A 26,091-nucleotide genomic window follows, 5' to 3' on the forward strand; every position below is an offset into this window, starting at 1 on the left:
AAGAAATGATGGCTCACAACTTCAAGTATATTATTTTTCATAAGCCCTATGGAGTTCTGAGCCAATTTACCCGGGAACTCCCCGAACATGTTACCCTCAAAGACTATATTGATGTCCCGGATGTTTATCCTGTGGGGCGTTTAGATTGGGATAGCGAGGGTTTATTGTTACTAACCAATGATGGTAAATTACAACACCATATTGCCAATCCCCGTTTTGGTCACCAACGTACCTATTGGGTACAGGTGGAACGCATTCCTGACCCAGCAGCTATTGCCAAATTGTGCCAGGGAGTGGAAATTCAAAATTATCGCACTCTTCCTGCTCAGGTTAAACTGTTATTGGAAGAGCCAACTGTTGGTGAGCGTTACCCTCCCATTAGGTCTAGGAAAAACGTTCCCACAGCTTGGTTGGAAATGACCCTCAAGGAGGGAAAAAACCGTCAAGTTAGACGTATGACCGCTGCTGTGGGTTTTCCTACCTTACGGTTAATTAGAGTCCGTATAGCTCAACTACAATTAGATGATTTACCGGTGGGTACCTGGCGCTATCTTAGCCCTGTTGAGGTCAAATTAATTGTTTAATGGAGAAATCGCTGGAATTTTTAGTATGCTGATTTGTCCCACTTGTCAATTTGAAAATCCCCATGACCATAAATTTTGTCAAAGCTGTGGTACTCCTCTGAATTTAGGGTCTGTTAATTCCCAGTCTAGTTTGGGCGAATCACCTACTTTGTTACAGGATGATGGAGAACAAAATCAGTTATTCTCACATGCTACACCAACATTTTTACTGTCTAAGCATTTAAAAACTGTGGAATATGTAGCGGGTACTAATGTTGGTCGTCAACGGCAAAAAAATGAGGATTACTTTGGTATTACTAGTGAGCAACAAAAGGTAGAATTACCTCATGGTCAGTACTTGCAGGTAAGAGGTCTATACATTGTCTGTGATGGCATGGGTGGACATGCTGGAGGGGAAGTGGCCAGCGAGTTGGCTGTTAATACTATTAAACAATACTTTGATCAGCATTGGGTTGAGGGAGAATTACCAACCCTGGAAATGATTCGCCAATCTGTACTAGTGACTAATCAAGCTATTTATGATATTAACCAGGAAGCTTCGCGTTCTGGTGTTGGTCGCATGGGTACTACCCTGGTTATGTTAATTATGTCCAATAATAAATTGGCAGTTAGCCATGTGGGAGATAGTCGAATTTACTCTGTGACCATAACTAAAGGATTGGAGCAAATCACTGTAGACCATGAAGTTGCCCAGCGAGAGATTTCTAAGGGTGTAGATGCTAAAATAGCTTATTCTCGCCCTGATGCTTATCAATTAACTCAAGCATTAGGTCCTAGAGATGGGGTCTATCCCGATATCAGTTTCTTGGAGGTATGTGAAGATACGCTATTTTTGCTGGTTTCCGATGGTCTATCAGATAATGACTTGTTAGAAAATCATTGGCAAACCCACCTCTTACCTCTACTCGCTTCTAATGGCAATTTGGAATCAGGTCTTAGTAATTTAATTGATTTAGCCAATGAGTATAATGGTCATGATAATATTACGGTTATTCTAATTAGAGTGAGAGTATTTCCTAGGTAAACTATTGCTGAACAGCATAAATAATGTATCCTGTAAACCGAAAAAATTTTTAAAAACTATTATGGTTAACCACAGTATTTCCTTTTAAAGGGAAATACTCGGGTTCATTAAAAAGGTGAAAGTGTTATGAAAACAGTAGAAGGAGTTGACACTACAAACAACTCCCCAATCACTCAGCCTCAAAACATCCAACAGGCAATTCTAGCTGCTCTTACCCAAGCACGACAAGTTTGCGATCAACAAGGGAATAATTCTCCTGAGTGCTCGGTAGCATGGGATAGGATTGAGGAATTGCAAGCACAAAATGCTCATCAACAACAACTAAAACACTATCTCACGTCTCTAGAAAGCTACTGTGAAAGGTATCCAGATGCTCTGGAATGCTTGATTTATGATCTGTAAGTTAGGCAGATTTTAACTCCCAAAAAAAACGGCTTTTGGAGTCCTTAAAAAGCGATCGCCCCAGACGATCGCTTTTTGTGTGTCTGTGGAAAGTTCCTAACCGACCAAATGCAAACTGTGGAGGATTGTACTCACCAAATAACGGGTAAAGGGTAAACTATCAATTACCATTCCTAAACATAATAGCATCATGTAAGAAATGGAGTACAAAAACAACTCTTTGGCCATAGTTTTATCTTCTGGATTTTGCAATAATCGCCAAGATTTGTGAAGAAATATTCCACCCAAGGTCATGGCTATCACCACATAAACAATCCCACTAGCATGTAAGGGATAAAACAACAATACCGTAGAAGTCACGGTAATTACCGTATAAAACCAAATCTGTCGGACGGTGGCTTGATTACCAGCCACCACGGGTAACATAGGAATCCCAACTTTTGCGTAGTCGTCCCGAATCATCATGGCCAAAGCCCAAAAGTGGGGTGGCGTCCATAAAAACACAATGGCAAAAATTAACCAAGCTGCCCAACTCAACGTATCCGTAACTGCTGCCCAACCCACTAAAGCGGGAATAGCACCAGCTGCACCCCCAATAACAATGTTTTGAGTGCTATGGCGTTTTAGCCAGTGGGTGTAGACTAAAACATAAAAAACAATACCAGAAAATGCTAAAAGTGCAGCCAGTAGATTGGCAAAAACAGTTAATAGGGTAAAGGAAGCTATAGCTAGGGCGATCGCAAAAATTAAAGCATCCCTAGATTGCACCTTACCAGAGGGCATAGGACGGTGACGCGTCCTTTCCATTTCATAATCTATATCCCGGTCATAGATACAGTTAATGGTTTGGGCGCTAGCTGCTGCCAGGGTTCCACCCAAAAGAGTCACTAATAATAGCCAAGGGTCAACTTGTCCTTTAGCAGCGATCCACATACTACCAGAAGTAGTAATCAAAAGCAGCGGAATAATCCGAGGCTTAGTTAACTGATAGTAACTTTGAATCACTTGCAAAAATGAATCATGGTGACGAGAGACATTAGTCTCAATCATGTTGGTTATACTTCCTTTATCAATTACTAATTATTTAGGTAACTAGGGTTACTAATATTTCTGTCTCGTAAAGCCAGAACCGTAAAAACTACTAGAGTTCCTAACAGAGTAGCTCCGACTGCTTGGTGAGTTACAGTGAGAGGTTCAACTTGTAAATGTAATCGGAAGGTAGCCAAACCTAACAGCAATTGCAAAATTAACAACCCACCTGCTAGATTAGCCAATTTTCGCAAAGCGGGATGTAATGCTGGGGTACGCCAGGAAATAAAGACTATGGCCAAAGTTGCTACTGTGGGAGGTAATAAACCAAAAATATGGCTATACATAACACCACACAACTCCTCTCCTGCTAGACATTGATGTAATGCCCAACGGGAACCTACCAAAGCACCTAAAAGACTTTGTAGATAGACCAAAACTGCAGCTGTTAAACCCACCCAAGGAAGTTTGCCCACAGTACCTGTTCCTTTATAAGGACTAAGGACTGTACCAATGACTAATAAAGTAGTGAAAAATAAGAGTGCGGTTGCTAAATGGGCAGTTACAATATCAAACCGCAACAATTCAGTCACAGTCAGTCCGCCCAAAACTCCTTGAAATACGATTAATAACAGAGCAAAAGTAGCAGCTCCTGGTAACCATGGAGGTAAAACACGACGATGCCACCAACATAAACCTGTCAAGGCGATCGCGCTTAACCCAATTAAAGCAGCATCTAATCTATGGAACCACTCCAAGAAGACTTGAAGATTCATTTGTTTAGTCGGCACTAATTCACCATAACACAAAGGCCAGTCTGGACAAGCCAAACCAGCATTCATTACGCGAGTAGCACTACCTATAGCCATCAAAATCAAAGTGGCTATACAAATTTTCCAAACCAGGCGCCGAATGAGTTCCTGGGGATGATTCGCCTCCTGATTTTGTTGTTCTAGGACAAATTCACTCATGAACGATACCCGATCCACTCTAGAGACTGAAAAAGACACATACCTACACCTTAACCTATCGGTCAAGATTGCCAGATGGGCTTTCCTTTATAATTTGAATCCTCCAGGGCTATCTTGACTGTAAGATTTAGTCATTTTTTAAGATACCAATAATTAGTTGTTGACAAATTTGCCAACTTTTGGCTCGATTTTTGCAGATTAGATACCAGGTGGGGATAAATTGGCCAATTTGCTGAAAAAATAGCACCTAATGTTGCCATAATGCTCCTAGAAGCAATATGAGAAAAACTTAACAAAAATTTTAGACATCATAACCCAATCTTCTCACAGCTGCACTACCTTGGTATATGGGTTACTAAATAAATTCAATCAAGTAAAACCTCAAATAAGCCGTGAAAATTCCAAATTCCATCTGGACATTACTCATTGGCATCGCTCTCACCTTAACTAGTCTTTGGTACGGTCACAATCATGGGCTGTTACCCATAGCAGCAGCAGATGAAGCTGTATTAATAGACGGTCTGTTTGATGCGATGTTAACTGTCTCTATAGGGATATTTCTCTTGGTCGAAGGTATTTTAATTTACTCAGTATTTAAATACCGTCGGCGTGCGGGTGATAACGAAGACGGTCCAGCTATTGAAGGTAACATTCCCCTGGAAATACTTTGGACAGCAATTCCAGCAGTGATAGTCCTGGGCATTTCTGTATACAGTTTTGATGTATACAATCAAATTGGGGGATTAGATCCTCATGGAGGGCATGATGCTCCCATCATAGAGGAAGCTAGGGTTATGCCGGGTACTGCTATTGCGGCTACTCTCAGTGACAAGCCAGTAAATACCCCGGACCATCACCAAGATTCCGCTGCTTCTATGGAAATTGCCCAGGCGGAAAACACATCTAATGAAGCGGAACCACTAGTGGTTGAAGTCTCAGCTCTGCAATACGCTTGGATATTCACCTATCCAGATGCGGGGATAAGCACAGGGGAAATTCACGTTCCTGTGGGTCAACAAGTACAGATGAAGATGACAGCTAATGATGTGATTCACGCCTTTTGGGTTCCAGAATTTCGTCTGAAACAAGATGTGATCCCCGGTAGAGAAACTCGAGTCCGCTTCACTCCCAGAAAAGAGGGAACCTATACTGTGGTTTGTGCAGAACTCTGTGGCCCCTACCATGGGGCTATGCAAACTCAAATCATAGTAGAGTCAAAACAAGCCTTTGATGCCTGGGTTCAGGAACAGTTACTGGCGGAAAAAGAAACTATTAATCAGGCGATCGCCCTGAATCCCTCCGCTATGTCAGCTGATGAATTTCTGGCCCCCTATATGCAAAAGATGCATATTCACCCAGAAACCTTAGGAATAGGAAAGGTACTTTTAGAATCTTTCTCAAAGTCATAGCTGGTAAAGATATGGCTTAAATATATCGGGAGAAAACACCTTTTGAACTTCCTAAATGGAAAGCTCCTATAACTATGACACAAGCACAATTACAAGACACTTCTCACCTGGCCATACCCCATGAGGAATTGGGGGGAAGAAAGTGGTGGGAATTTTTTACTTTTAATACCGACCACAAGGTAATCGGGATTCAATATCTAGTGACATCGTTTATTTTTTACTGTATTGGCGGTGTCATGGCAGATTTAGTACGGACAGAATTACGGACTCCAGAAGTAGATTTTGTCACACCAGAAGTTTATAACAGTCTGTTTACCCTCCATGCCACGATCATGATTTTCCTCTGGATAGTTCCAGCGGGAGCGGGTTTTGCCAATTATCTGATTCCTCTGATGATTGGAGCTAGGGATATGGCTTTTCCCCGGTTGAATGCGGTAGCTTTTTGGATGATTCCCCCTTCTGGTATACTATTAGTTGCCAGCTTGGTGGTGGGTGATGCTCCAGATGCTGGTTGGACTTCCTATCCTCCCCTGAGTTTAATGACCGGTGAGGTGGGTGAGGCTATTTGGATTATGAGCATTCTGTTACTAGGTACATCCTCAATTTTAGGAGCAATTAATTTTTTGGTTACCATACTGAAAATGCGTGTTCCTAGCATGGGGATTCATAAAATGCCCCTGTTTTGCTGGGCTATGTTGGCAACTTCCGCCCTGGTTTTATTATCCACACCTGTTTTGGCAGGAGCATTGATTCTACTGGCTTTTGATTTGTTAGCAGGAACCACATTTTTTAATCCCACTGGTGGTGGTGACCCGGTAGTTTACCAACACATGTTTTGGTTCTACTCCCACCCAGCGGTGTATATTATGATTTTGCCCTTCTTTGGTGCAATTTCAGAAATTATACCAGTTCATGCTCGCAAACCCATCTTTGGTTATAAGGCGATCGCCTATTCTTCCCTAGCGATTAGTTTTTTGGGTTTAATTGTTTGGGCCCACCACATGTTTACTAGCGGTATTCCCGGTTGGTTACGGATGTTTTTTATGATCACGACTATGATCATTGCCGTACCTACGGGGATCAAAATCTTTAGTTGGTTAGCAACCATCTGGGGGGGCAAAGTGGAATTAAATACTCCCATGTTATTTGCTATTGGTTTTGTGGGTACTTTCGTCATTGGTGGTGTCAGTGGTGTAATGCTAGCCTCTGTACCTTTTGACATTCACGTTCATGACACCTACTTTGTAGTTGCCCATTTGCACTATGTACTATTTGGTGGTAGTGTGCTGGGGATTTTTGCCGCTATCTATCATTGGTTTCCCAAAATGACAGGGAGAATGATGAATGAATTTTGGGGTAAGGTTCACTTTGCCTTGACTATTGTTGGTTTAAATATGTCCTTTTTGCCCATGCACAAACTAGGACTAATGGGTATGAACCGTCGTATTGCCCAATATGACCCAAAATTCACCACCTTAAATGAAATATGTACATACGGGGCTTATATTCTAGCTATTTCCACTTTACCGTTTATTATCAATGCTGTATGGAGTTGGTTATACGGGCCCAAAGCTAGTAATAACCCTTGGCGTGGTCTAACTTTAGAGTGGATGACCACCTCCCCACCAGAAGTTGAAAACTTTGAAAAACTGCCCGTTTTGACCACAGGTCCCTATGACTACGGCGTGAAATACAACGAAACCTAAATTTTGCAGCAATTGCAGGGGAAAGGGGGAACTAACTAGCAATTACCAATTTAGTACCGTCAAAATTTATGCAAAGTCAAATTGTGGACACTGCTCAACTTACACCAAATCATCAGCTTCATGTGGATGGTCATCATGAAGCACACCCGGATTATCGTTTGTTTGGTCTGGTTGTCTTTCTCATTGCTGAGGGGATGATTTTTATGGGTATGTTTGGAGCTTATCTAGCTTTCCGCTCTACCTTATCTGTATGGCCACCAGAAGGTACACCTGAATTAGAACTATTATTACCGGGTGTAAACACCATAAATTTGATTGCTAGCAGTTTTGTTATGCACAATGCTGATACAGCAATTAAAAAAAATGACGAAAAAGGGATGCGTATATGGTTAGCTATTACTGCTGCCATGGGAATAGTTTTTCTGTTTGGTCAAGTTTATGAGTATACCCATCTGGAATTTGGTTTAACCACCAATCTTTTTGCCAGTGCATTCTACGTCTTGACTGGTTTCCACGGTTTGCATGTTACCTTGGGAGTTTTGCTAATTTTGTCCGTTTTGTGGCGATCTCGTCATTCTGGACACTATAATAGTCAAAGCCATTTTGGTATAGAAGCTGCGGAATTGTATTGGCACTTTGTAGACGTGATCTGGATTGTTTTATTTGGATTACTTTATTTACTGTAAGTTACATTTTATAGCCCTAGTCACCGCTGTAGCGCTTTGGCTAGGGTTATAGACTAGTAACAGTAGCTAATAAACTTAAACCAATTTAGCATGTCCAAGTTTTCACAAGGAGTGGCTTTATACTCCCAATTACAATCTTCTGTGTTCCCAGAGTGAGTCAATTTCCTCCAGTAAGACCTAATTTGACAATTACCGGAAAATGATCCGATGGCCATATACCCTCCCATTGCTGATCGTCAATAATGACCTGATTAACTTGCCAACGGCGATCGCAATATATTGTATCTCTAGGATCCCAAGCTTGACCCGTAAAGTCGTGGAAGGTTTTTTGTGATTCTAAAGGAAGATTGCCCAGAGCATCTTTAATTCTATAATTATCAGCGAGAATAATTCTTTCCAAACTCCTAGGACCAGCGTTAAAATCCCCCGTTAACAATAAATAGTCTTCCCTGGGAAAATTCATTAAGCGCAAACTCACTAAACCCGCACCCAACTCCCTAGCTCTACTAACCTCATGATCTAAATGAGTATTCATGATGGTCAAAGAAAAACCCAAATCCTCCACAATAAAATTGGCCCAAGTGACCATTCTGGGTAAACGAGTTCCCCAAGTAATACTACCGGGAATTTCTGGGGTGTCACTCAGGTAAAAATCCTGGGTTTCCCTCAGCTGCAACTTTCCCCTCTTATAGAAGATCGCGCAATGTTCACCTTTTCCCGTTCCAGTGCGATCGCCTCCCACAAATTCATAGTCTGGTAAAAGTACCTGTAAATCCCTAAGTTGATGAGGTTGACCCTCCTGGGTCCCCCATAACTCAGGTTGATAATGTTGGATCATACGGGCGATCGCTCCTATACGCTTTTGCCAACACCTCTCGCCCGGATCTGGTTTGTCGCAGCGGAGGTTGAAAGTCATAACTGTGATTTGCATTACATTATTTAGGTAAATCCTTGAGGAATAATATTTAAATATTATTCCTCAAGTTCAAACCCTATTATGTTCAGGAGATTCAAACTTATAGCCATAACCGCGCACAGTTTTAATAAATTCTGGAGTGCTAGAGTCAACCTCCATTTTTTTACGCAGTTGACCAATATGAACATCAACAACCCTTCCATCACCCACATAGTCACACCCCCAAATTTTTTGAATTAGTTGGGGACGACTCCACGCTTGTCCGGGATGACAAGCCAAAAAATGTAAAATATTAAACTCCAAAGCTGTTAAAGCCAAAGGTTTATCATTCAGGGTCACCTCTCGACCTTCTGGGTTGATTGCTAACTGTTTAAAAACAAGACGTTGTGATTGAGTGGGTTGAATATAACGTATGCGTCTCAAAAGAGCTTCCACTCTAACTTCCACCTCCGCTAGACTAAATGGTTTGGTCATAAAATCATCCGCACCACCAGCTAAAACCTTAATTTTATCAGTTTCATCATTACGACTGGTGAGCATGAGAACTAAAACATTGGTTCGAGTTTGCATATCCTGACAAAGTTTGTAACCATTTACATCTGGTAAGTTCCAGTCTAAAATCACCAGGGAAGGGTTAAACTGCTCAAACAGTGTCATGGCACTTTTACCATCAGCAGCAGCTTCTGTTTTATATTTTCGACTTAAAAAGCGATGAACAAGATTTCTGACACTGAAATCGTCATCTACAACCATAATCTTGGGAATATTTGTAGCGAGGTTATCCATAGTCTAATGCAGTTTATTGATTGGGTGTTTTTGTAGTGACAGATGGTTTTCCTGTTTTTTATACCCAAAAATACTAGCTTCCCTCTGATGCGGTGGGAACAATATTTTATTATTGGTATAATTGGTATGACTGGTTTGCCGTAAAATTAACGTCTTCCCTGAACTTTAACCAGCCACCATTATAATCGCCAAAAACTGTATCGTGAATGTATGATTTTGGGATTTTTTTGGTTTTTTTTTGTATAAAATATTATTACCGGTCACATTGCTGGGGGGTTGATAATTTTGGTAACTTCCCGTGCAAACGTTATTTATCTCGGCAGTTTTGATAACGAATGGGGTGCATCCGTACTCAGTTTCCCATAGTGCGATCGCTCTTCTTTAACAAATCACCCCCGAATCACCGTAATCATTCTGCCATCTGGACTCTGGGCAATTTCTGTAAAGGTGCGATCGCTTATTGGTGGCAAATCCGGACGGCGATCAAAAATTACCAACCAGCCCGTATCCAGATTTAATCCTGATAGGTACTTATCCAATTGCTTCAAACCTTCTACTAATAGATCAGGTCTTCCCTCGCGCCATACCTTTAACTCCATTCCCAATGTAATTTCACCATAGCGCAAACAAATATCCATTCTTCCCGAACCGATCGCATATTCTCTTTCCAATGTACCGCCACCATTGACCACACGGTGCAAAAATGCCATTAGTACAATATGGGGCGCAATCTCTGGATAGGGTGTACTTTTAAACAATGGTTCCCCGTGTTGCCGCCAAAAATCCAAGAAAGAATCTAATAAAGCCTGTGGGCTTAAATTACCATTGGAGTCTAGCCATGTGGGATAAACAGAGGTTAAAGAAGCGATCGTGATGGAGGCTAGTACCTTAGGAATTACTTCCCGATAGATTGGATTAGCAATTTGAATTCCGCCCCTAGCATCGCGGTTGCATAAGCCTAAGTCTAGAACATAACGTAGGTCATCTTCCACAATATTAGGTAATGCTTGTCCTGATAGAATGGGCTGTATAATTGCCCTGACGCGATCCTCTCTTAATCTTTCAGCAAGACTATCTAAATGGGTATCTTGTCTCTGAATTAGGATTTCTTTGGCTTGATTAATTAATTCAATGGTAATCGGAATTTCAGGATCGGGGGCCATATATTCGGTGATTTCCTTGGCGATCGCATTGACTAGCCAAGGCTGACCCTGTGTTAGATGGAAGGCTAAATTAACTGCTTCTTCGGTAAATATTTGTCCTGTGGCTTCGGTATGTTGATGATAGAGTCTTCTCACTTCATCTTGATTGAAATTCCGTAAGGTAAAGGATTGCACTTTGATATTAAAGGGACTGGATGTATTAAGTCTGTCACTGCCACCTGAAGCATATTTGTAATCTCTGACATCACGCATTCCCACTAAACCGACCGATTGCGGAAAGCCTTGGGGACGGCGGGGAAAACCATCCCGTAATTGCCTTAGTACACTAATCAGGGTTTGATTTTGCAGCGAATCGATTTCATCAATAAACAAGACTACGGGGCGAGGAGAATGCTCTACCCAAGTTTTTAGAAATGAACCAATTCTTTGAATTGACGCAACGTGAGCAGGTAGTTTCAGTTCGTCAGGCAACCAAAAATCAGCAGCATCTAACCATGCTCCCAAGATTGCTTTTTCAGCAATTTCGGGTTGATCGGGGAAGGCGGAACCCACTTCGGCGGAGACCATAAGAGCGGTGTATTCGCCACTGTTGGTTAGATCTTGGGCGAGGGTAAGCATGGCGGTGGTTTTCCCCACTTGTCGGGGGGCATGGATCACAAAGTAGTTTTCCTGAGCGATGAGGTTTTTGATCTGGGGGATGCGCTCTACAGACGAGAGCATATAGTGAAGGTTGGGCTTACAGGGACCTGCGGTGTTAAAGTGTTTTCTCATTTCCAGTTTTAGCAATTTCTAACAGTCTATGACTAGTGTTCAAATAGTTCTTTAAACTGCAAAAGATCCAAAGAAACTAAAGTAGGTAAAAAACTAAAACACTCCTGTGCCAATTGCCAACGTTCTTCTCTTTGCAACATGTGAGAAAGTTTTTGTTGCAAACTGATCAGATAGCGCACATCATTAGCAGCATAGCTTAGTTGAGCATCAGATAAACCCAGCGGATTCCCCCAGTCCGAACTCTGAGAACTTTTATCCAATTCTACTTGCTCTAGCTCTTGTACAAGCTCTTTCAATCCATGACGGTTTGTGTAAGTACGAGCCAGCTTACTGGCAATTTTCGTACAAAAAACAGGTTGGACATGAATTTTCAGGTTGTGACGCAAAGTGGCCAGATCAAACCTGGCAAAGTGAAAAACCTTGACAACATCGGTTGATTCTAGAAGTTGTTGTAGGTTAGGAGCGTGGGTTTGTCCCTTAGCAATGCGGACAGCAGTCACCTTACCTTCAGGGTTACATAGTTGAACCAGACAGAGACGATCTCGCTGTGGTAGCAAACCCATAGTTTCTGTATCCACAGCTAAAGCATCTGACCTTAAATATTCCGAGAGGGTAGGGTAGTCTAGATCCCCATCAACTACCTGAAAATCATCTAGTTTCATGATTTTTCACCAAAACATTTACAAAACAATTACCTTATGTAATAATCTTATCAGAAAATTGCTTAAAAAGCTGGGGATCTGGAGGAAATTTTTCGGGAGTACCTGTGGGGTGTATTGATAAATATTTGAGTCAGATAAACTTCACCTTTATCATTTTTAGCTACTCCCACCCCTGTCAGTTCAAACTTCCCTCGAATATTTCGCAAATGTCCCGGACTATTAAGCCAACCAATTATTGCTTGTTTTGCTGGTTCATTATACCCTATGTTAAATGCCACATTTTCCGCAGCATTATTATATTGCAAATGGATGGATTTAACCCGTTGCTCAAAACCATGATGGCTAAATTTTACCGTACCATTAGCCATATTTTGACTATGAATTCTTGCCTGTTTAGTGATGTTTAAATTCAAGGTTAATTTTGATAATCCTTGAGCAACACGATACTGATTAATTTCTTCAAAAACCAATTTTTCCAACTTGTTATTCTGGTGGGAAGCAACAGCTCGGGTAGAACCATTAAATGAGGGAGCAGATGAGATTTTTTTAGTAACATTACTAGCGGAAATAGCATCAGTTACCAATCCACTGGTAAGGACAAGTGTAGTTAAACCAATTCCGAAAGCAGTTTGTCGGAACATAGAGAAATCCCCAGATAGTGTATGAGTTTGTTGGACATATACTCTATCTTTCAATGCTCAAAAGAACTACCAGGAAGGATACTTCCAGTATATGTCTATGGTGGATGGTACTTTTGGTGCTATCCTCAATACATTCTCAACTACAAAATATATAAAAAACAGTATCTTGTGACAGATACCTGAATAGTTTATGGGGAAAATTAGGTTAGAAATTGATTAACAGATTAAGGTCTCATGATGATAACATAGGTACTTCCATCACCAACAGCTCGGATTGTTGAAAGACTTGAATGTGCAGATCTTCCTCCAGTCCCAGTCCATCCCGAGGAAATAGCTCTTTGCCATTGACGTTTGCAAATCCTGATATTACGAACACATACACACCTTGACCTTTTCCGTGCAACTTATATTCCACACTAGTTTCTTCTAGATCTGCCAAAGAAAACCAAGCATCTTGATTGATCCCTAGTCCTTCACCATCAGAAGAAACCACTGTTTGCAACTTTTGCCTGCGATCGATAGGATTGAAGGCTTTTTGTTCATATCTAGGCTGAACACCTATCTTCTTGGGTAAGACCCAGATTTGAAGGAGTTTGAGATCCTCATCACCATGGTTGAATTCTGAATGGAGGACACCTGTTCCTGCACTCATGGACTGAATCTCCCCCTTTTGCAGCACTTGAGAGTTTCCCATACTATCTTCGTGTCTAAGAGAACCTTGAAGAGGTATGGTCACAATTTCCATATTCCTGTGGGGGTGGGTAGCAAATCCCCCACGAGCAGCTATATGGTCATCGTTGATGACGCGAAGAGCCCCAAATCCCATACGAGAAGGATCATGATAGTTGGCGAAGCTAAATGTGTGTTTCGCTTTAAGCCACCCGTGGTCTGCCATACCCCTGGTGTTTGCTCCATGGTAAATCATTGGAAACCTGGCCAAAATTTATCTTGATTGTAAGAAAATCTGGGTGAAAAAAATTTCCCCCTTATTATTGACCGCAACACCAATACCAGTTAGGTTATAATCACCTCGAATGTTTTTTAAATGTCCCGGACTTTTTAACCAACCTCGAACCGCAGTAGTAGCAGAATCTTGGACTCCTTGATTATAAGCCACATTTTCCGCTACACCACGGTAGCTAATGTTAACTGCTTTAACTCGTTTATCAAAGTCTTGATGACTAAAGGGAACTTTGCCACTAGCCATGTTTTGACTGTGAATCCTAGCTTGTTTATCAATGCTAGGGTTACGGGTTAGGGTAAGTAACTTCTGATTAACACGATACTGATTGATTTGTTGGAAAACTTGAGTTTCTAAGTTGGCACTATTCAAATTGTTCTGAGCTAATTTATAGCTGTTATTAGGTAGAAAGGATGGAATTAAGTTAGTTACTCCACCATTAGTAGATGCAATTAAAAGCCCTGCACCAATAGCCGAAATACTTATTTTTAACATAATCCTTTAAATCAACTTTAGTTGTGTGCTACTATAATAGGGTGAATCCTAACCATATTACCAATTTTGACAACTTATGGCTAGAACTATTCTCTCTTTACACCTATCCTTATTTGCTTTATTGATTGGTAACTCAATCGCTTTTGGACAAACTGGCGTAGTTGTTCCCACCGTACCCTCAGACTCAACCACTCCATCTAATCCCCCATCCAGCACACCCACCCAAATACCCACTCCCAACAACCCTAGCACCAATAGGTTCAGTTGTCAGTATTATGATGGTAAATATACTGTTATGTATCAACCCCAAAGTCAACCAGGGCGATTTTTTACCTGGGCTATACCCCAGTCCTTGGGTGGTGGTTGGAACCCGCAAAACCGCTGTCAGGCGATCGCCAGTCGTCTAGAATTATATCGTCCTGATGGTTTGCAAGAGTTGCAAATTGCCAGACAAAATAATGAGAATATTATCTGTGTTACCACTGAAGCTGTTTCTACCTGTCGCATAGTTTTAACAGTACCACGAAGCAAGGATCCCTATGCTGTCCGCAGCAGCATTTTTAGTAACCTAACTGCTGCAGACCAGGGACAGCAGACTATTGGTGTGAACACTTATACCAACTCTCCTAGAAGATCGGGTAATAATCCCCATTTCCGGGGGGGAATTAACTTAAAACCCTTTTTGTCCATGGAAGATGGTGGAACAGGTACTAATCTCAATAATGGATTATTAATTCCCAGTCGGACTCCAGGAAAAACCATTTTAAATCCACGCCTATTTCGATAACCACTAGATTGTGATTAACTGTCCCACACCAAAATTTCCCGCACTTGTTTCCAAATGATTATGGGATTAAAGGGTTTACTGATTACCCCCGCCACACCCATATTGCTAAAACGTTTCTTGTCCAAAGATGATGTTTTAGCAGTTAGTAAAATTACTGGTATGGATTTAGTCAATGGGTCAGACTGTAACTGATCCCACACTTGAAAACCATCCGTATCAGGCATTGTTATGTCCAATAATATAGCATCTGGCAATTGGGATCTAGCCTTTTCTAAGGCCTCCTGCGCGGTAGCAGCTAAACTAGTCCGCCAACCGGCAAATTTTTCTAAAGAAATACGGACAACTGCACGAATGTCTTGCTCATCATCCACAATCAAAATATGTTTAGCCATGATCCGACTAGTTGCTACACAAAAGGTTCTCTTATGTCTTGGGTTTATCCATGGTAGCCTAAAAAAACTACTATAGTGGCAGTGTGAAATAAAAAGTGCTACCACTACCCAATATGCTCTCAACCCAAATTCTCCCCTGGTGTTTTTGCACAATATTTTTACAAATAGCTAATCCTAAACCTGTACCACCCTTTTGACGAGAATCAGAAACATCCACCTGTTCAAATCGCTCAAAAATAGTCTCTAACTTATCTGGAGGAATACCTTTACCGTAATCTTTTACCGCAACAATAATCTCTTTATCACCCATTGTGGCATATATCTCTACTTTAGTACCAGCATGGGAAAACTTTACGCTATTGCTCAATAGGTTAGTCAGGACTTGAATAATTGTTTCCTCGTCAGCTAGAATTTCTGTGTTGGGTACATCGAGTGCGCTGTAGGATATTTTTATGCTTTTTTGTTGCGCTATTAGTCGCACTGTTTCCATTGCTTGTTTTACCATGATATTAATATCACAAAGCTCCAGGTTTAGTCTCATTTTCCCCGAATCCAACATTTCTAAATTCAAAATATTATTGACAAGACATAACAGTCTTTCACTATTACTAACAGCGATTTTTAGCATCTGTTCTGCTTCCTGTGGTTCATCAACTAAAATTCCTGTTGCCAAAATCTCCAAAGCACCTTTAATAGCTGTTAAAGGCGTGCGTACTTCATGGCTAACTACAGAGACAAATTCATTTTTTAATTGCTCAACTTCGTGTCGTTCACTAATATCCTGAATTTGCCAAATAAAATGCAGGGGGTTTCTGTTAATATCAAATAATAATGAAACATTCAGCAACACCCAAATAATTTTTCCTGATTTATGTAAACAGGATTTTTCCACTTGATAGTTACTTATTTGACCAGAGAGAAATTGGTGTGCCAAATCAAAATCTTTTGGTAACTCCTCACCTGTAATAAGTTCTGTCACATTTTTAGTGAGTAAATCTCGAGAATCATAACCCAACATTTGACATAAGGCTCTATTCACACTGATGAAATATCCATTTAGTGAGACTAAAGCCATACCACTGCCAACATTTTCAAAAGCAGTGCGAAATCTTTCTTCACTTTGTCTTAAATTTTCCTCAGCTTTTTTGCGATCAGTAATATCTTTAATGATAGAAATCACACAGTTCTTGGTATCTATTACAATACTTTCACAAGATACTAAAGACGTTTTTACTTCCCCAGATTTTGTCAGCCAATCAAATTCTAAATTCCGGACATATCCTTGATTTTTCAGTTGCTCCTTGAGTAATAATCCCTGTTCAGGATTAGATATCAAGGATAAATTATCAAAACTGTAGCCAATCAATTCTACTTCCGAATAACCAGTGAAATTTAAGAAACTAGCATTCACATCTAACAATACACATCCCTGTATATTTTGGTTTATAATTTGATGAATTAAAATTGGGTCAGGAGAGCTATGAAATATCTTCTCAAACTTATCCTGGGATTCCTTTAAAGCAGTTTTAATTCGTGTAAATGATAGTGCCAAATCTTCAGCCATAGATTGAAAAGAGTCACCTAGCTGACCTATTTCATCACGCCGGTTGAGGATTGATTTTAACTTTAAATCCCAGTCTAAATCTAAACTATCAAACCTATGTTCACTTAGTTTTTTAGCCGCAGTATGCAAATCCCTAATCGGTTGTATTATCCAATGATCTAAAACCATACTCAATCCCACAAATATGAGTAGTGTAATTGCTGAAAAAATTAAGGTTATATTTAAATTAGTATGAATCTTATCCAGAAAATCAGATTCTGGCAAAACAGCTACAATTAACCAATCCAACCCATATTGATCCTGATAGGGGTAAATATGAGAAAAATACCTTTGGTTACTACTACCATTAAACTCAAAACTAGTCGCTTCCCGAATTTTATGCAAGTTTCCCCATCGCTGAAATAATACTTTTGCTGTTTTGGAAATTATTGGGTTACTACTTTTTGTGACAGATAACCGTATTAATTTTTTGTTTTTACCAGTTTTTTTATCTTTAACAATTTCTATAAAAGGTTTTTCATTGGTGGAAGTGGCGATTATATCTCCCGACCTCTCTATAATGAACAACTTTCCTGATGGTGAGAACTGCAATTTTTGCAAGTATAAACCAATATGGTCTAAAATTAAATCACAACCAACAACGCCAATAAATTTATTATGGCGATAAACAGGACTAACAGCAGAAATCTTTGCCGTAGGAATATAAAGATAGGTATCTACCGAAGTCCATGTTTGTCGTTTTTGATTTTGAGCGGTTTTAAACCACAAAAGGTTTATATATGACGAAGTTTTAGTTTGTTCAGGGATAATTTTGACATATTTTCCCTGTTGATCTAAAATGTAGAAGCGTCGTTGACCACCATAGGATGGGTGTAAACCACCCCCCAAGTAAGAATTGGCTGGTGAAATTATGCCCATTTTGTCTAATGATGCAAACATATATGTACCATTAACACCACCGAAGTAAATGGCAGTTGGCTCTTTATTTACTTTAAGTTGATTAAAAAAGTATAATCTCAATGCTTCCCAATTATCGGGGTTAAGATAGGAGTTTTTAATCCCATCACGATTTATTCCTACTATTATTTGTGGTGTTTCTAAATGTGTCCTGAGATGATCCTCAATCCGCTTTGTTGTGGACATCATTAATTTATTGGTCAAGTCATTTACTGATTTTTCCCCAGTATGATAGAATATATAAGTAACTATTCCCGCACAAGTGATAGTTGGTATTAAGTAAAGTATACTAAGTAATGTTTTGAGGGGGATTTTTCCGAAAATATGGTTTAATGTTGTTGTGTACTTATTCATATAATGAGTCCGACAAATTACCTGCAAAATAAACAGTTCTGTTATATCTTGAGTTCCTCCATGGTAGTCCAAAAAACTATTACAGTGGTAGTGTGAAATAAAAAGTGCTACCACTACCCAATATGCTCTCAACCCAAATTTTCCCCTGGTGTTTTTGCACAATATTTTTACAAATAGCTAATCCTAAACCTGTACCACCCTTTTGACGAGAATCAGAAACATCCACCTGTTCAAATCGCTCAAAAATAGTCTCTAACTTATCTGGAGGAATACCTTTACCGTAATCTTTTACCGCAACAATAATCTCTTTATCGCCCATTGTGGCGTATATCTCTACTTTAGTACCAGCATGGGAAAACTTTACGCTATTGCCCAATAGGTTGGTCAGGACTTGAATAATTGTTTCCTCGTCAGCTAGAATTTCTGTATTGAGTACATCGAGTGCGCTGTAGGAAATTTCCATGCTTTTTTGTTGCGCTATTGGTCGCACTGTTTCCATTGCTTGTTTTACCATGATATTAATATCACAAACCTTCAGGTTTAGTCTCATTTTCCCTGAATCCAGCATTTCTAAATTCAAAATATTATTGACAAGACGTAACAGTCTTTCACTATTACTAACAGCGATTTTTAACATCTGTTCTGCTTCCTGCGGTTCATCAACTAAAATTCCTGCTGCCAAAATCTCCAAAGCACCTTTAATAGCTGTTAAAGGTGTGCGTACTTCATGGCTAACTACAGAGACAAATTCATTTTTTAATTGCTCAACTTCGTGTCGTTCACTAATATCCTGAATCTGCCAAATAAAATGCAGGGGGTTCCCATCGACATCACATAATAATGAAACATTGAGCAATACCCAAATAATTTTTCCTGATTTATGTAAACAGGATTTTTCCACTTGATAACTTATTTGACCAGAGAGAAACTGGTGTGCCAAATCAAAATCTTTTGGTAAATCCTCACCTGTAATAATGTCTGTCAACTTTTTAGTGAGTAAATCTTGAGAATCATAACCCAACATTTGACATAAGGCTCTATTCACCCTGATGAAATATCCATTTAGTGAGACTAAAGCCATACCACTGCCAGCATTTTCAAAAGCAGTGCGAAATCTTTCTTCACTTTGTCTTAAATTTTCCTCAGCTTTTTTGCGATCAGTAATATCTTTACAAACGGAAATCACGCAATCTCTACCACTGATTAAAATCCTTTCGGAAGATACCAAAGAGGTTTTTACTTTCCCAGATTTTGTCACCCAATCAAATTCTAAATTGTGGATGTATCCTTGATTTTCTAGTTTTTGTCTGACCAACGACACCTTCTCTGAATCACATGGTAGACATAGACCTTCAACAGGATGATTAATTACTTCCATTTCTGAATAACCCGTTAAATGTAAGAAGCTCGGATTGACATCCAAGAATATATTCTGCACCCTATCGGTAATAACAATTGGGTCAGGGGAGCTGCGAAATATTTTAGTGAACTTATCTTCGGATTCCTGTAAAGCATTTTGAATTCGTGTGAATGATAGTGCCAACTCCCCAGCCATAGCTTGGAAATATTCACCTAGCTGACCTACTTCATCACGACGGTTTAGGATTGATTTTAACTTTAAATCCAAGTCTAAATCTAAACTATGAAATCTATCTCTACTTAGTTTTTTAGCAGCAGTATTCAAATCTTTAATCGGTTGTATTATCCAATGGGCTAAAACTATACTCAATCCTGCAAATATAAATAGTGTAATTGCTGAAAAAATAGAGGTTCTATGGAAATTAGTATGAATCTTATCCAGAAAATCAGATTCTGGCAAAACAGCTACAATTAACCAATCCAACCCATATTCATCCTGATAGGGGTAAATATAAGAAAAATACCTTTGGTTATTACTATCATTAAACTCAAAACTAGTCGCTTCCCGAATTTTATGCAGGTCTCCCCAACGCTGAAATAATACTTTTGCTGTTTTAGAGATTATTGGGTTACTACTTTTTATAGCAGATAAACGTATTAATTTTATGTTTTTACCAGTTTTGTTATCTTTAAAAATTCCTACAAAAGGTTTTTCATTGGTGGAAGTAGCGATTATATCTCCTGATCTCTCTATAATAAACAACTTTCCTGATGGTGAGAACTGGAATTTTTGCAAGTATAAACCAATATGGTCTAAAATTAAATCACAACCAATAACCCCAATAAATTTTTTATTAAGATAAACAGGACTAACAGCGGAAATGCTAGCTGTGGGAATATAGAGATAGGGGTATACTGATGTCCATGTTTGTTTATTTTGATCTTGAGCAGTTTTGAACCATGGGAGGTTAATAGGTGTATAGGGTTTACTTTGCTCAGGGATAATTTTGACATATTTTCCCTGTTCATCCACAATATAAAGCCGTCGTTGACCAGGATGGGATGGGTGCGTACCACCGCTCACGTAAGAGTTTTTGGGTGAAATTATTCCCATTTTGTCTTGTGCTACAACTATATATGTACCATTAATACCACCAAAATCAATGGTTACTGGAGTCTTATATATTTTAAGTTGACTGAAAAAGTATAATCTCAATGATTCCCAGTTTTCCGGGTCAAGATAGGAGTTTTCTATTCCCTGACGATTTATAGCTACTATTCTTTGTGGTATCCGTAAATATGTATTGAGATGATCTTTAACCCCTTCTGTTGTGGACATCATTAATTTATTGGTCAACTCATTTATTGATTTTTCTCCAGTATGATAGGATATATAACTAATTATTCCCACACAAGTGATAATTGGTATTAAGTAAAGTATACTAAGTAATGTTTTGAGGGGGATTTTTCCGAAAATATGGTTTAATGTTGTTGTGTACTTATTCATATAATGAGTCCGACAAGTTACCTGCAAACAGTTCCGTTATATCTTTAGTTCCTCCATGGTAGTCCAAAAAACTATTACAGTGGTAGTGTGAAATAAAAAGTGCTACCACTACCCAATATGCTCTCAACCCAAATTTTTCCCTGGTGTTTTTGCACAATATTTTTACAAATAGCTAATCCTAAACCTGTACCACCCTTTTGACGGGAATCAGAAACATCCACCTGTTCAAATCGCTCAAAAATAGTCTCTAACTTATCTGGAGGAATACCTTTACCGTAATCTTTTACCGCAACAATAATCTCTTTATCGCCCATTGTGGCATATATCTCTACTTTAGTACCAGCATGGGAAAACTTTACGCTATTGCTCAATAGGTTAGTCAGGACTTGAATAATTGTTTCCTCGTCAGCTAGAATTTCTGTGTTGGGTACATCGAGTGCGCTGTAGGATATTTCTATGCTTTTTTGTTGCGCTATTGGTCGCACTGTTTCCATTGCTTGTTTTACCATGACATTAATGTCACAAACCTTCAGGTTTAGTCTCATTTTCCCCGAATCCAACATTTCTAAATTCAAAATATTATTGACAAGACATAACAGTCTTTCACTATTACTAACAGCGATTTTTAGCATCTGTTCTGCTTCCTGTGGTTCATCAACTAAAATTCCTGTTGCCAAAATCTCCAAAGCACCTTTAATAGCTGTTAAAGGCGTGCGTACTTCATGGCTAACTACAGAGACAAATTCATTTTTTAATTGTTCAACTTCGTGTCGTTCACTAATATCCTGAATCTGCCAAATAAAATGCAGGGGGTTCCCATCGACATCACATAATAATGAAACATTGAGCAATACCCAAATAATTTTTCCTGATTTATGTAAACAGGATTTTTCCACTTGATAGTTACTTATTTGACCAGAGAGAAATTGGTGTGCCAAATCAAAATCTTTTGGTAACTCCTCACCTGTAATAAGTTCTGTCACATTTTTAGTGAGTAAATCTTGAGAATCATAACCCAACATTTGACATAAGGCTCTATTCACCCTGATGAAATATCCATTTAGTGAGACTAAAGCCATACCACTGCCAGCATTTTCAAAAGCAGTGCGAAATCTTTCTTCACTTTGTCTTAAATTTTCCTCAGCTTTTTTGCGATCAGTAATATCTTTAATGATAGAAATCACACAGTTCTTGGTATCTATTACAATACTTTCACAAGATACTAAAGACGTTTTTACTTCCCCAGATTTTGTCAGCCAATCAAATTCTAAATTCCGGACATATCCTTGATTTTTCAGTTGCTCCTTGAGTAATAATCCCTGTTCAGGATTAGATACCAAGGATAAATTATCAAAACTGTAGCCAATCAATTCTACTTCCGAATAACCAGTGAAATTTAAGAAACTAGCATTCACATCTAACAATACATATTCCTGTATATTTTGGTTTATAATTTGATGAATTAAAATTGGGTCAGGAGAGCTATGAAATATCTTCGCAAACTTATCCTGGGATTCCTTTAAAGCAGTTTTAATTCGTGCAAATGATAGTGCCAAATCTTCAGACATAGATTGAAAAGACTCACCTAGCTGACCTATTTCATCACGCCGGTTGAGGATTGATTTTAACTTTAAATCCCAGTCTAAATCTAAACTATCAAACCTATCTTTACTTAGTTTTTTAGCAGCAGTATTCAAATCTTTAATCGGTTGTATTATCCAATGGGCTAAAACTATACTCAATCCCGCAAATATAAATAGTGTAATTGCTAAAAAAATAGAGGTTCTATGGAAATTAGCATGAATCTTATCCAGAAAATCAGATTCTGGCAAAACAGCTACGATTAACCAATCCAACCCATATTCATCCTTATAGGGGTAAATATAAGAAAAATATCTTTGGTTATTACTATCATTAAACTCAAAACTAGTCGCTTCCCGAATTTTATGCAAGTCTCCCCAACGCTGAAATAATACTTTTGCTGTTTTGGAGATTATTGGGTTACTACTTTTTGTAGCAGCTAACCGTGTTAATTGTATATTTCTGGCTGTTTTGTTATTCTTAATAATTCTTGTAAAAGGTTTTTCATTAGTAGAAGTAGCGATTATATCTCCCGATCTTTCTATAATGAATAGCTTTCCTGATGGTGAAAACTGCAATTTTTGCAAGTGTAAACTAATGTGAGTGAGAGCTAAATCACAACCTACAACGCCAATAAATTTATTATTACGATAAACAGGACTAACAGCGGAAATGCTAGCTGTGGGAATATAAAGATAGGGGTATACTGATGTCCATGTTTGTTTATTTTGATTTTGAGCAGTTTTAAACCACGGAAGATTAATGGGTGTATAGGGTTTAGTTTGTTCAGGGATAATTTTGACATATTTTCCCTGTTCATCCACAATATAAAGCCGTCGTTGACCAATATGGGATGGGTGCGTACCACCACCCAAGTAGGAATATTTGGGTGAAATTATTCCCATTTGGTCTTTACCTGTAACTATATATGTACCATTAATCCCACCGAAATAAATAGCTGCTGGAGTTTTATATACTTTAAGTTGACTGAAAAAGTATAATCTCAATGCTTCCCAGTTTTCCGAGTCAAGATAGGAGTTTTCTATTCCCTGACGATTTATAGCTACTATTCTTTGTGGTATTTGTAGATACTTATTGAGATGATCTTTAACCCGTTCTGTTGTCGATATCATTAACTGATTAGTCAACTCGTTTACTGATTCTTCCCCAGCACGATAGGATACATAGCTAACCACTCCCACATTAGTGATAATTGGTATTAAGTAAAATATACTCAGTAATATTTTTAGAGGAATTTTTCCGAAAATCTTGCTTATTGTTATTGTATCTTGGTATCTTGCATTCATAGAGATAATCCGAAAAATTAGTCACGGAATGAACCAGCTTTTTTGTGTCTTGGATTCCTCTATGGTAGCCTGAAAGACTACTATAGGATTAGTGTTTAATCAAACCTACTGCAAAAGCGGGCGAAATTGCAACACTTCCAGTGACCCGATCTAAAATAATATCTGCATTAAATTGATGCAAATTTAGGATACTTTGGGGATCAACTGGTGACCTTGACTAACCATTACTAAAAACGGGAGCCCTCCTGTAAAGTAAAATCACCATAGGGAATTAAAACCCAATAACAAACAGGTGACTCTATTCCGCAATATTACATAATCTTGATTATGAAAATCCTGGTCGTAGATGATGATACATCCTTATGTCAACTTGTTAAAACCTCACTGGTTTCCCATCGCTATGTGGTGGATGTGGCTACTGATGGTGAAATGGGTCTAGAAATGGGATATCAGTTCAATTATGACCTGATTCTAATGGATATACTTATGCCTAAATTAGATGGGCTAAATTTGTGTCACACACTGCGTAATAAGGGTTATCAAGGTCAAATTATTATGGTAACCGCAAAAACTACACAAGAAGATATTATTATCGGACTAGATGCTGGAGCGGATGACTATTTGATTAAACCATACTGTATCCATGAATTGCTGGCACGAATTAGGGCTTGCTCCAGAAGAATAGGTATTCAATTAAATTTCGGTACATTGGTATATGATAAGCTTTCACTTAATCCTGAATTAATAGAAGTAAGGTATGATAGAGCAAATATTAACCTTAGTCGTAGAGAATTTCAGCTTTTAGAATTATTTTTGCGCCACCCACAAAAAATCTTTACCCGGAGTCAGATCATAGACAAATTATGGTCAATAGATGATTCTCCTACGGATGGTGCAGTGACTAATTTAGTTAAGGATCTGCGAGGGAAACTTAGAAAAGCTGGGATGCAAGAGGAAGTGATTGAAACTGTTCATGGACTGGGCTATCGTCTTACAAGCAAAAGGCAATTAGAACGGGAAGTGATAGAAACTATACCAACCCAAGCAAGTTCACCAATAACAGATTCTAGTATAGGTGAAGGACTAGACTTAATTGAACAAATTAAAGCAGAATTTGAAATATCCTTACCCAAGAAAATTGCGGACATAAGAGCGGAACTTGTTAAATTGGAAACAGAAATAACTAATGGTCAACAACAGCAATATCTGATGAGAATGACCCACAGTTTATCGGGTAGCTTAGGTACTTTCGGCTATCCCCAATGTTCCCAATTAGCGGCCGAAATGGAGAATATTCTGGTGAAGGAATATTTGACTAATGTAGACATTCAGGCAATTGATTCCCTCATCCATGCTTTAGAGTGGGAAGTTACCCAAGAAAGAGAAAAAACAGATCACAATTTCAGCATTTTTTCTGATATTCCCTATATGCTTCAACCCCAGGATTTCCTTGCTGCTCTTAATTGGGAATGGCAAATGCTAAGTTCTGATGGTCTGCCATTAAGTTTGATTTTTTGTGCTATTGATAACTTTGATGCAAATCAATGGACAACAAAAAATACCTCTAACCTCCGTCAAATTGCTCTAGTTATACGCAAATACCTTTACCCGCCTAGTTGCTTTACTTACTATCAACAGGGTGGTTTTGGTGTTCTATTGCCGAATGTGTCTTTGGATGCTACCGTGCGTCTTGCCCATGATCTTCATCAAACTGTGGTTAGCACGGTAGAAATCTCACTTAGCCTTGGTATTACCGGTACATTGCCCAGGTCTAGCTCTACGGTTCAAAAACTATTAAATACTGCTAATCAGGCACTTATGGGGGCTAAAAGATCTGGTGGTAATACCTTTTGTCTTTATCCCGGTTAAACCAACAACGAAGTTATTTTAAGATTAGCCCCAGCATTTTCTGCCAAAATGCCAAATCCAGCTGACAATTTCCCTAAGTTGTGATAGGTTGATGAAGTGATTTATAAACACTAGTGTGTCTGTTACTTAAAATTGACAGACTATATGGTCTGGTCCGTTAAACGTACCTGGCTGCACATAATTTGGAGAGTAAAATCATGCAATAAAC

At 39.0% G+C, this 26,091-nt stretch carries 21 protein-coding genes; 8 read left to right on the forward strand and 13 right to left on the reverse strand.

The window, feature by feature from the left end; all coding sequences use genetic code 11:
- Positions 1-8: 8 nt before the first annotated feature.
- The 3 genes from IAR63_RS14425 (at position 9) to IAR63_RS14435 (ending at position 2,010) form a co-directional block, all read left to right on the forward strand.
- Positions 9-584, forward strand: a complete 576-nt coding sequence (locus tag IAR63_RS14425) for an rRNA large subunit pseudouridine synthase E (RefSeq protein WP_187707482.1) — start codon at positions 9-11, stop codon at positions 582-584.
- Between the two features lie 25 nt (positions 585-609).
- The gene (locus IAR63_RS14430) at positions 610-1,608 is read left to right on the forward strand and encodes a serine/threonine phosphatase (RefSeq protein WP_407927140.1); all 999 of its coding nucleotides are present in this window, start codon (positions 610-612) and stop codon (positions 1,606-1,608) included.
- Positions 1,609-1,734: 126 nt separating this feature from the next.
- The gene (locus IAR63_RS14435; RefSeq protein ID WP_187705747.1) at positions 1,735-2,010 is read left to right on the forward strand and encodes a Calvin cycle protein CP12; all 276 of its coding nucleotides are present in this window, start codon (positions 1,735-1,737) and stop codon (positions 2,008-2,010) included.
- A gap of 96 nt (positions 2,011-2,106) precedes the next feature.
- Here IAR63_RS14435 and IAR63_RS14440 read toward each other — a convergent pair whose 3' ends face one another.
- Together IAR63_RS14440 and IAR63_RS14445 are read right to left on the reverse strand one after the other, a co-directional pair.
- The gene (locus tag IAR63_RS14440; protein WP_187705748.1) at positions 2,107-3,060 is read right to left on the reverse strand and encodes a heme o synthase; all 954 of its coding nucleotides are present in this window, start codon (positions 3,058-3,060) and stop codon (positions 2,107-2,109) included.
- 26 nt (positions 3,061-3,086) lie between these two features.
- Positions 3,087-4,010, reverse strand: coding sequence for a COX15/CtaA family protein (locus IAR63_RS14445; RefSeq protein ID WP_187705749.1), 924 nt, complete (start codon positions 4,008-4,010; stop codon positions 3,087-3,089).
- A gap of 392 nt (positions 4,011-4,402) precedes the next feature.
- On the opposite strand from IAR63_RS14445, the gene IAR63_RS14450 reads away from it, so the two are divergent.
- The 3 genes from IAR63_RS14450 (at position 4,403) to IAR63_RS14460 (ending at position 7,811) form a co-directional block, all read left to right on the forward strand.
- Entirely contained in the window at positions 4,403-5,419 is a 1,017-nt protein-coding gene (locus IAR63_RS14450) for a cytochrome c oxidase subunit II (RefSeq protein ID WP_187705750.1), read from the forward strand.
- A gap of 74 nt (positions 5,420-5,493) precedes the next feature.
- The gene (gene ctaD / locus IAR63_RS14455) at positions 5,494-7,125 is read left to right on the forward strand and encodes a cytochrome c oxidase subunit I (RefSeq protein WP_187705751.1); all 1,632 of its coding nucleotides are present in this window, start codon (positions 5,494-5,496) and stop codon (positions 7,123-7,125) included.
- 68 nt (positions 7,126-7,193) lie between these two features.
- Positions 7,194-7,811 (forward strand): cytochrome c oxidase subunit 3, encoded by a 618-nt coding sequence (locus tag IAR63_RS14460; RefSeq protein ID WP_187705752.1) that lies wholly within the window; start codon positions 7,194-7,196, stop codon positions 7,809-7,811.
- Between the two features lie 157 nt (positions 7,812-7,968).
- On the opposite strand, the gene IAR63_RS14465 is transcribed toward IAR63_RS14460, so the two are convergent.
- The 7 genes from IAR63_RS14465 to IAR63_RS14495 all read right to left on the reverse strand — a co-directional run bounded on the left by IAR63_RS14465 (position 7,969) and on the right by IAR63_RS14495 (position 14,206).
- Complete coding sequence (locus tag IAR63_RS14465) at positions 7,969-8,742, reverse strand: endonuclease/exonuclease/phosphatase family protein (protein WP_187705753.1); 774 nt, start codon at positions 8,740-8,742, stop codon at positions 7,969-7,971.
- Between the two features lie 54 nt (positions 8,743-8,796).
- The gene (locus tag IAR63_RS14470) at positions 8,797-9,513 is read right to left on the reverse strand and encodes a response regulator transcription factor (protein WP_187705754.1); all 717 of its coding nucleotides are present in this window, start codon (positions 9,511-9,513) and stop codon (positions 8,797-8,799) included.
- Positions 9,514-9,902: 389 nt separating this feature from the next.
- Positions 9,903-11,447: an AAA family ATPase gene (locus IAR63_RS14475; protein ID WP_187705755.1), complete on the reverse strand. Its 1,545-nt coding sequence runs from the start codon at positions 11,445-11,447 to the stop codon at positions 9,903-9,905.
- Between the two features lie 32 nt (positions 11,448-11,479).
- Positions 11,480-12,109 carry a ribonuclease H-like domain-containing protein gene (locus IAR63_RS14480; protein WP_057176878.1) on the reverse strand — a complete coding sequence of 210 codons (630 nt, stop codon included), beginning with the start codon at positions 12,107-12,109 and terminating at the stop codon, positions 11,480-11,482.
- Positions 12,110-12,171: 62 nt separating this feature from the next.
- Positions 12,172-12,750: a CAP domain-containing protein gene (locus IAR63_RS14485; protein ID WP_187705756.1), complete on the reverse strand. Its 579-nt coding sequence runs from the start codon at positions 12,748-12,750 to the stop codon at positions 12,172-12,174.
- A 232-nt stretch (positions 12,751-12,982) separates the two neighbouring features.
- Entirely contained in the window at positions 12,983-13,675 is a 693-nt protein-coding gene (locus IAR63_RS14490; protein WP_187705757.1) for a pirin family protein, read from the reverse strand.
- A gap of 18 nt (positions 13,676-13,693) precedes the next feature.
- The gene (locus IAR63_RS14495; RefSeq protein WP_187705758.1) at positions 13,694-14,206 is read right to left on the reverse strand and encodes a CAP domain-containing protein; all 513 of its coding nucleotides are present in this window, start codon (positions 14,204-14,206) and stop codon (positions 13,694-13,696) included.
- A 76-nt stretch (positions 14,207-14,282) separates the two neighbouring features.
- Between IAR63_RS14495 and IAR63_RS14500 the strand changes: the two genes are divergently transcribed.
- Entirely contained in the window at positions 14,283-14,993 is a 711-nt protein-coding gene (locus tag IAR63_RS14500; protein ID WP_187705759.1) for a COP23 domain-containing protein, read from the forward strand.
- Between the two features lie 14 nt (positions 14,994-15,007).
- Here the strand turns inward: IAR63_RS14500 and IAR63_RS14505 are convergent, their stop codons facing one another.
- From IAR63_RS14505 to IAR63_RS14520, 4 genes are all read right to left on the reverse strand, one after another.
- Positions 15,008-15,385 carry a response regulator gene (locus IAR63_RS14505; RefSeq protein ID WP_096546477.1) on the reverse strand — a complete coding sequence of 126 codons (378 nt, stop codon included), beginning with the start codon at positions 15,383-15,385 and terminating at the stop codon, positions 15,008-15,010.
- A gap of 70 nt (positions 15,386-15,455) precedes the next feature.
- Complete coding sequence (locus tag IAR63_RS14510) at positions 15,456-18,095, reverse strand: PAS domain S-box protein (protein ID WP_187705760.1); 2,640 nt, start codon at positions 18,093-18,095, stop codon at positions 15,456-15,458.
- Positions 18,096-18,339: 244 nt separating this feature from the next.
- Complete coding sequence (locus IAR63_RS14515) at positions 18,340-20,961, reverse strand: PAS domain S-box protein (protein WP_187705761.1); 2,622 nt, start codon at positions 20,959-20,961, stop codon at positions 18,340-18,342.
- Positions 20,962-21,200: 239 nt separating this feature from the next.
- The gene (locus tag IAR63_RS14520; RefSeq protein WP_187705762.1) at positions 21,201-24,014 is read right to left on the reverse strand and encodes a PAS domain S-box protein; all 2,814 of its coding nucleotides are present in this window, start codon (positions 24,012-24,014) and stop codon (positions 21,201-21,203) included.
- Between the two features lie 327 nt (positions 24,015-24,341).
- Between IAR63_RS14520 and IAR63_RS14525 the strand changes: the two genes are divergently transcribed.
- The gene (locus IAR63_RS14525; RefSeq protein WP_187705763.1) at positions 24,342-25,883 is read left to right on the forward strand and encodes a response regulator; all 1,542 of its coding nucleotides are present in this window, start codon (positions 24,342-24,344) and stop codon (positions 25,881-25,883) included.
- Positions 25,884-26,091 lie beyond the last annotated feature (208 nt).

This window comes from Cylindrospermopsis curvispora GIHE-G1 (assembly GCF_014489415.1).
GTDB lineage: Bacteria > Cyanobacteriota > Cyanobacteriia > Cyanobacteriales > Nostocaceae > Raphidiopsis > Raphidiopsis curvispora_A.

Excerpts from the sequence above, each read along its gene's own strand:
- IAR63_RS14490 (WP_187705757.1), bottom strand. The coding sequence starts at position 13,675 with ATGATTTACCATGGAGCAAACACCAGGGGTATGGCAGACCACGGGTGG.
- IAR63_RS14485 (WP_187705756.1), bottom strand. The coding sequence starts at position 12,750 with ATGTTCCGACAAACTGCTTTCGGAATTGGTTTAACTACACTTGTCCTT.
- IAR63_RS14525 (WP_187705763.1), top strand. The coding sequence starts at position 24,342 with ATGAAAATCCTGGTCGTAGATGATGATACATCCTTATGTCAACTTGTT.
- IAR63_RS14465 (WP_187705753.1), bottom strand. The coding sequence starts at position 8,742 with ATGCAAATCACAGTTATGACTTTCAACCTCCGCTGCGACAAACCAGAT.
- IAR63_RS14440 (WP_187705748.1), bottom strand. The coding sequence starts at position 3,060 with ATGATTGAGACTAATGTCTCTCGTCACCATGATTCATTTTTGCAAGTG.
- IAR63_RS14510 (WP_187705760.1), bottom strand. The coding sequence starts at position 18,095 with ATGATGTCCACAACAAAGCGGATTGAGGATCATCTCAGGACACATTTA.
- IAR63_RS14460 (WP_187705752.1), top strand. The coding sequence starts at position 7,194 with ATGCAAAGTCAAATTGTGGACACTGCTCAACTTACACCAAATCATCAG.
- IAR63_RS14445 (WP_187705749.1), bottom strand. The coding sequence starts at position 4,010 with ATGAGTGAATTTGTCCTAGAACAACAAAATCAGGAGGCGAATCATCCC.
- IAR63_RS14475 (WP_187705755.1), bottom strand. The coding sequence starts at position 11,447 with ATGAGAAAACACTTTAACACCGCAGGTCCCTGTAAGCCCAACCTTCAC.
- IAR63_RS14480 (WP_057176878.1), bottom strand. The coding sequence starts at position 12,109 with ATGAAACTAGATGATTTTCAGGTAGTTGATGGGGATCTAGACTACCCT.
- IAR63_RS14505 (WP_096546477.1), bottom strand. The coding sequence starts at position 15,385 with ATGGCTAAACATATTTTGATTGTGGATGATGAGCAAGACATTCGTGCA.
- IAR63_RS14435 (WP_187705747.1), top strand. The coding sequence starts at position 1,735 with ATGAAAACAGTAGAAGGAGTTGACACTACAAACAACTCCCCAATCACT.
- ctaD (WP_187705751.1), top strand. The coding sequence starts at position 5,494 with ATGACACAAGCACAATTACAAGACACTTCTCACCTGGCCATACCCCAT.
- IAR63_RS14500 (WP_187705759.1), top strand. The coding sequence starts at position 14,283 with ATGGCTAGAACTATTCTCTCTTTACACCTATCCTTATTTGCTTTATTG.
- IAR63_RS14470 (WP_187705754.1), bottom strand. The coding sequence starts at position 9,513 with ATGGATAACCTCGCTACAAATATTCCCAAGATTATGGTTGTAGATGAC.
- IAR63_RS14520 (WP_187705762.1), bottom strand. The coding sequence starts at position 24,014 with ATGAATGCAAGATACCAAGATACAATAACAATAAGCAAGATTTTCGGA.
- IAR63_RS14515 (WP_187705761.1), bottom strand. The coding sequence starts at position 20,961 with ATGATGTCCACAACAGAAGGGGTTAAAGATCATCTCAATACATATTTA.
- IAR63_RS14495 (WP_187705758.1), bottom strand. The coding sequence starts at position 14,206 with ATGTTAAAAATAAGTATTTCGGCTATTGGTGCAGGGCTTTTAATTGCA.
- IAR63_RS14430 (WP_407927140.1), top strand. The coding sequence starts at position 610 with ATGCTGATTTGTCCCACTTGTCAATTTGAAAATCCCCATGACCATAAA.
- IAR63_RS14425 (WP_187707482.1), top strand. The coding sequence starts at position 9 with ATGGCTCACAACTTCAAGTATATTATTTTTCATAAGCCCTATGGAGTT.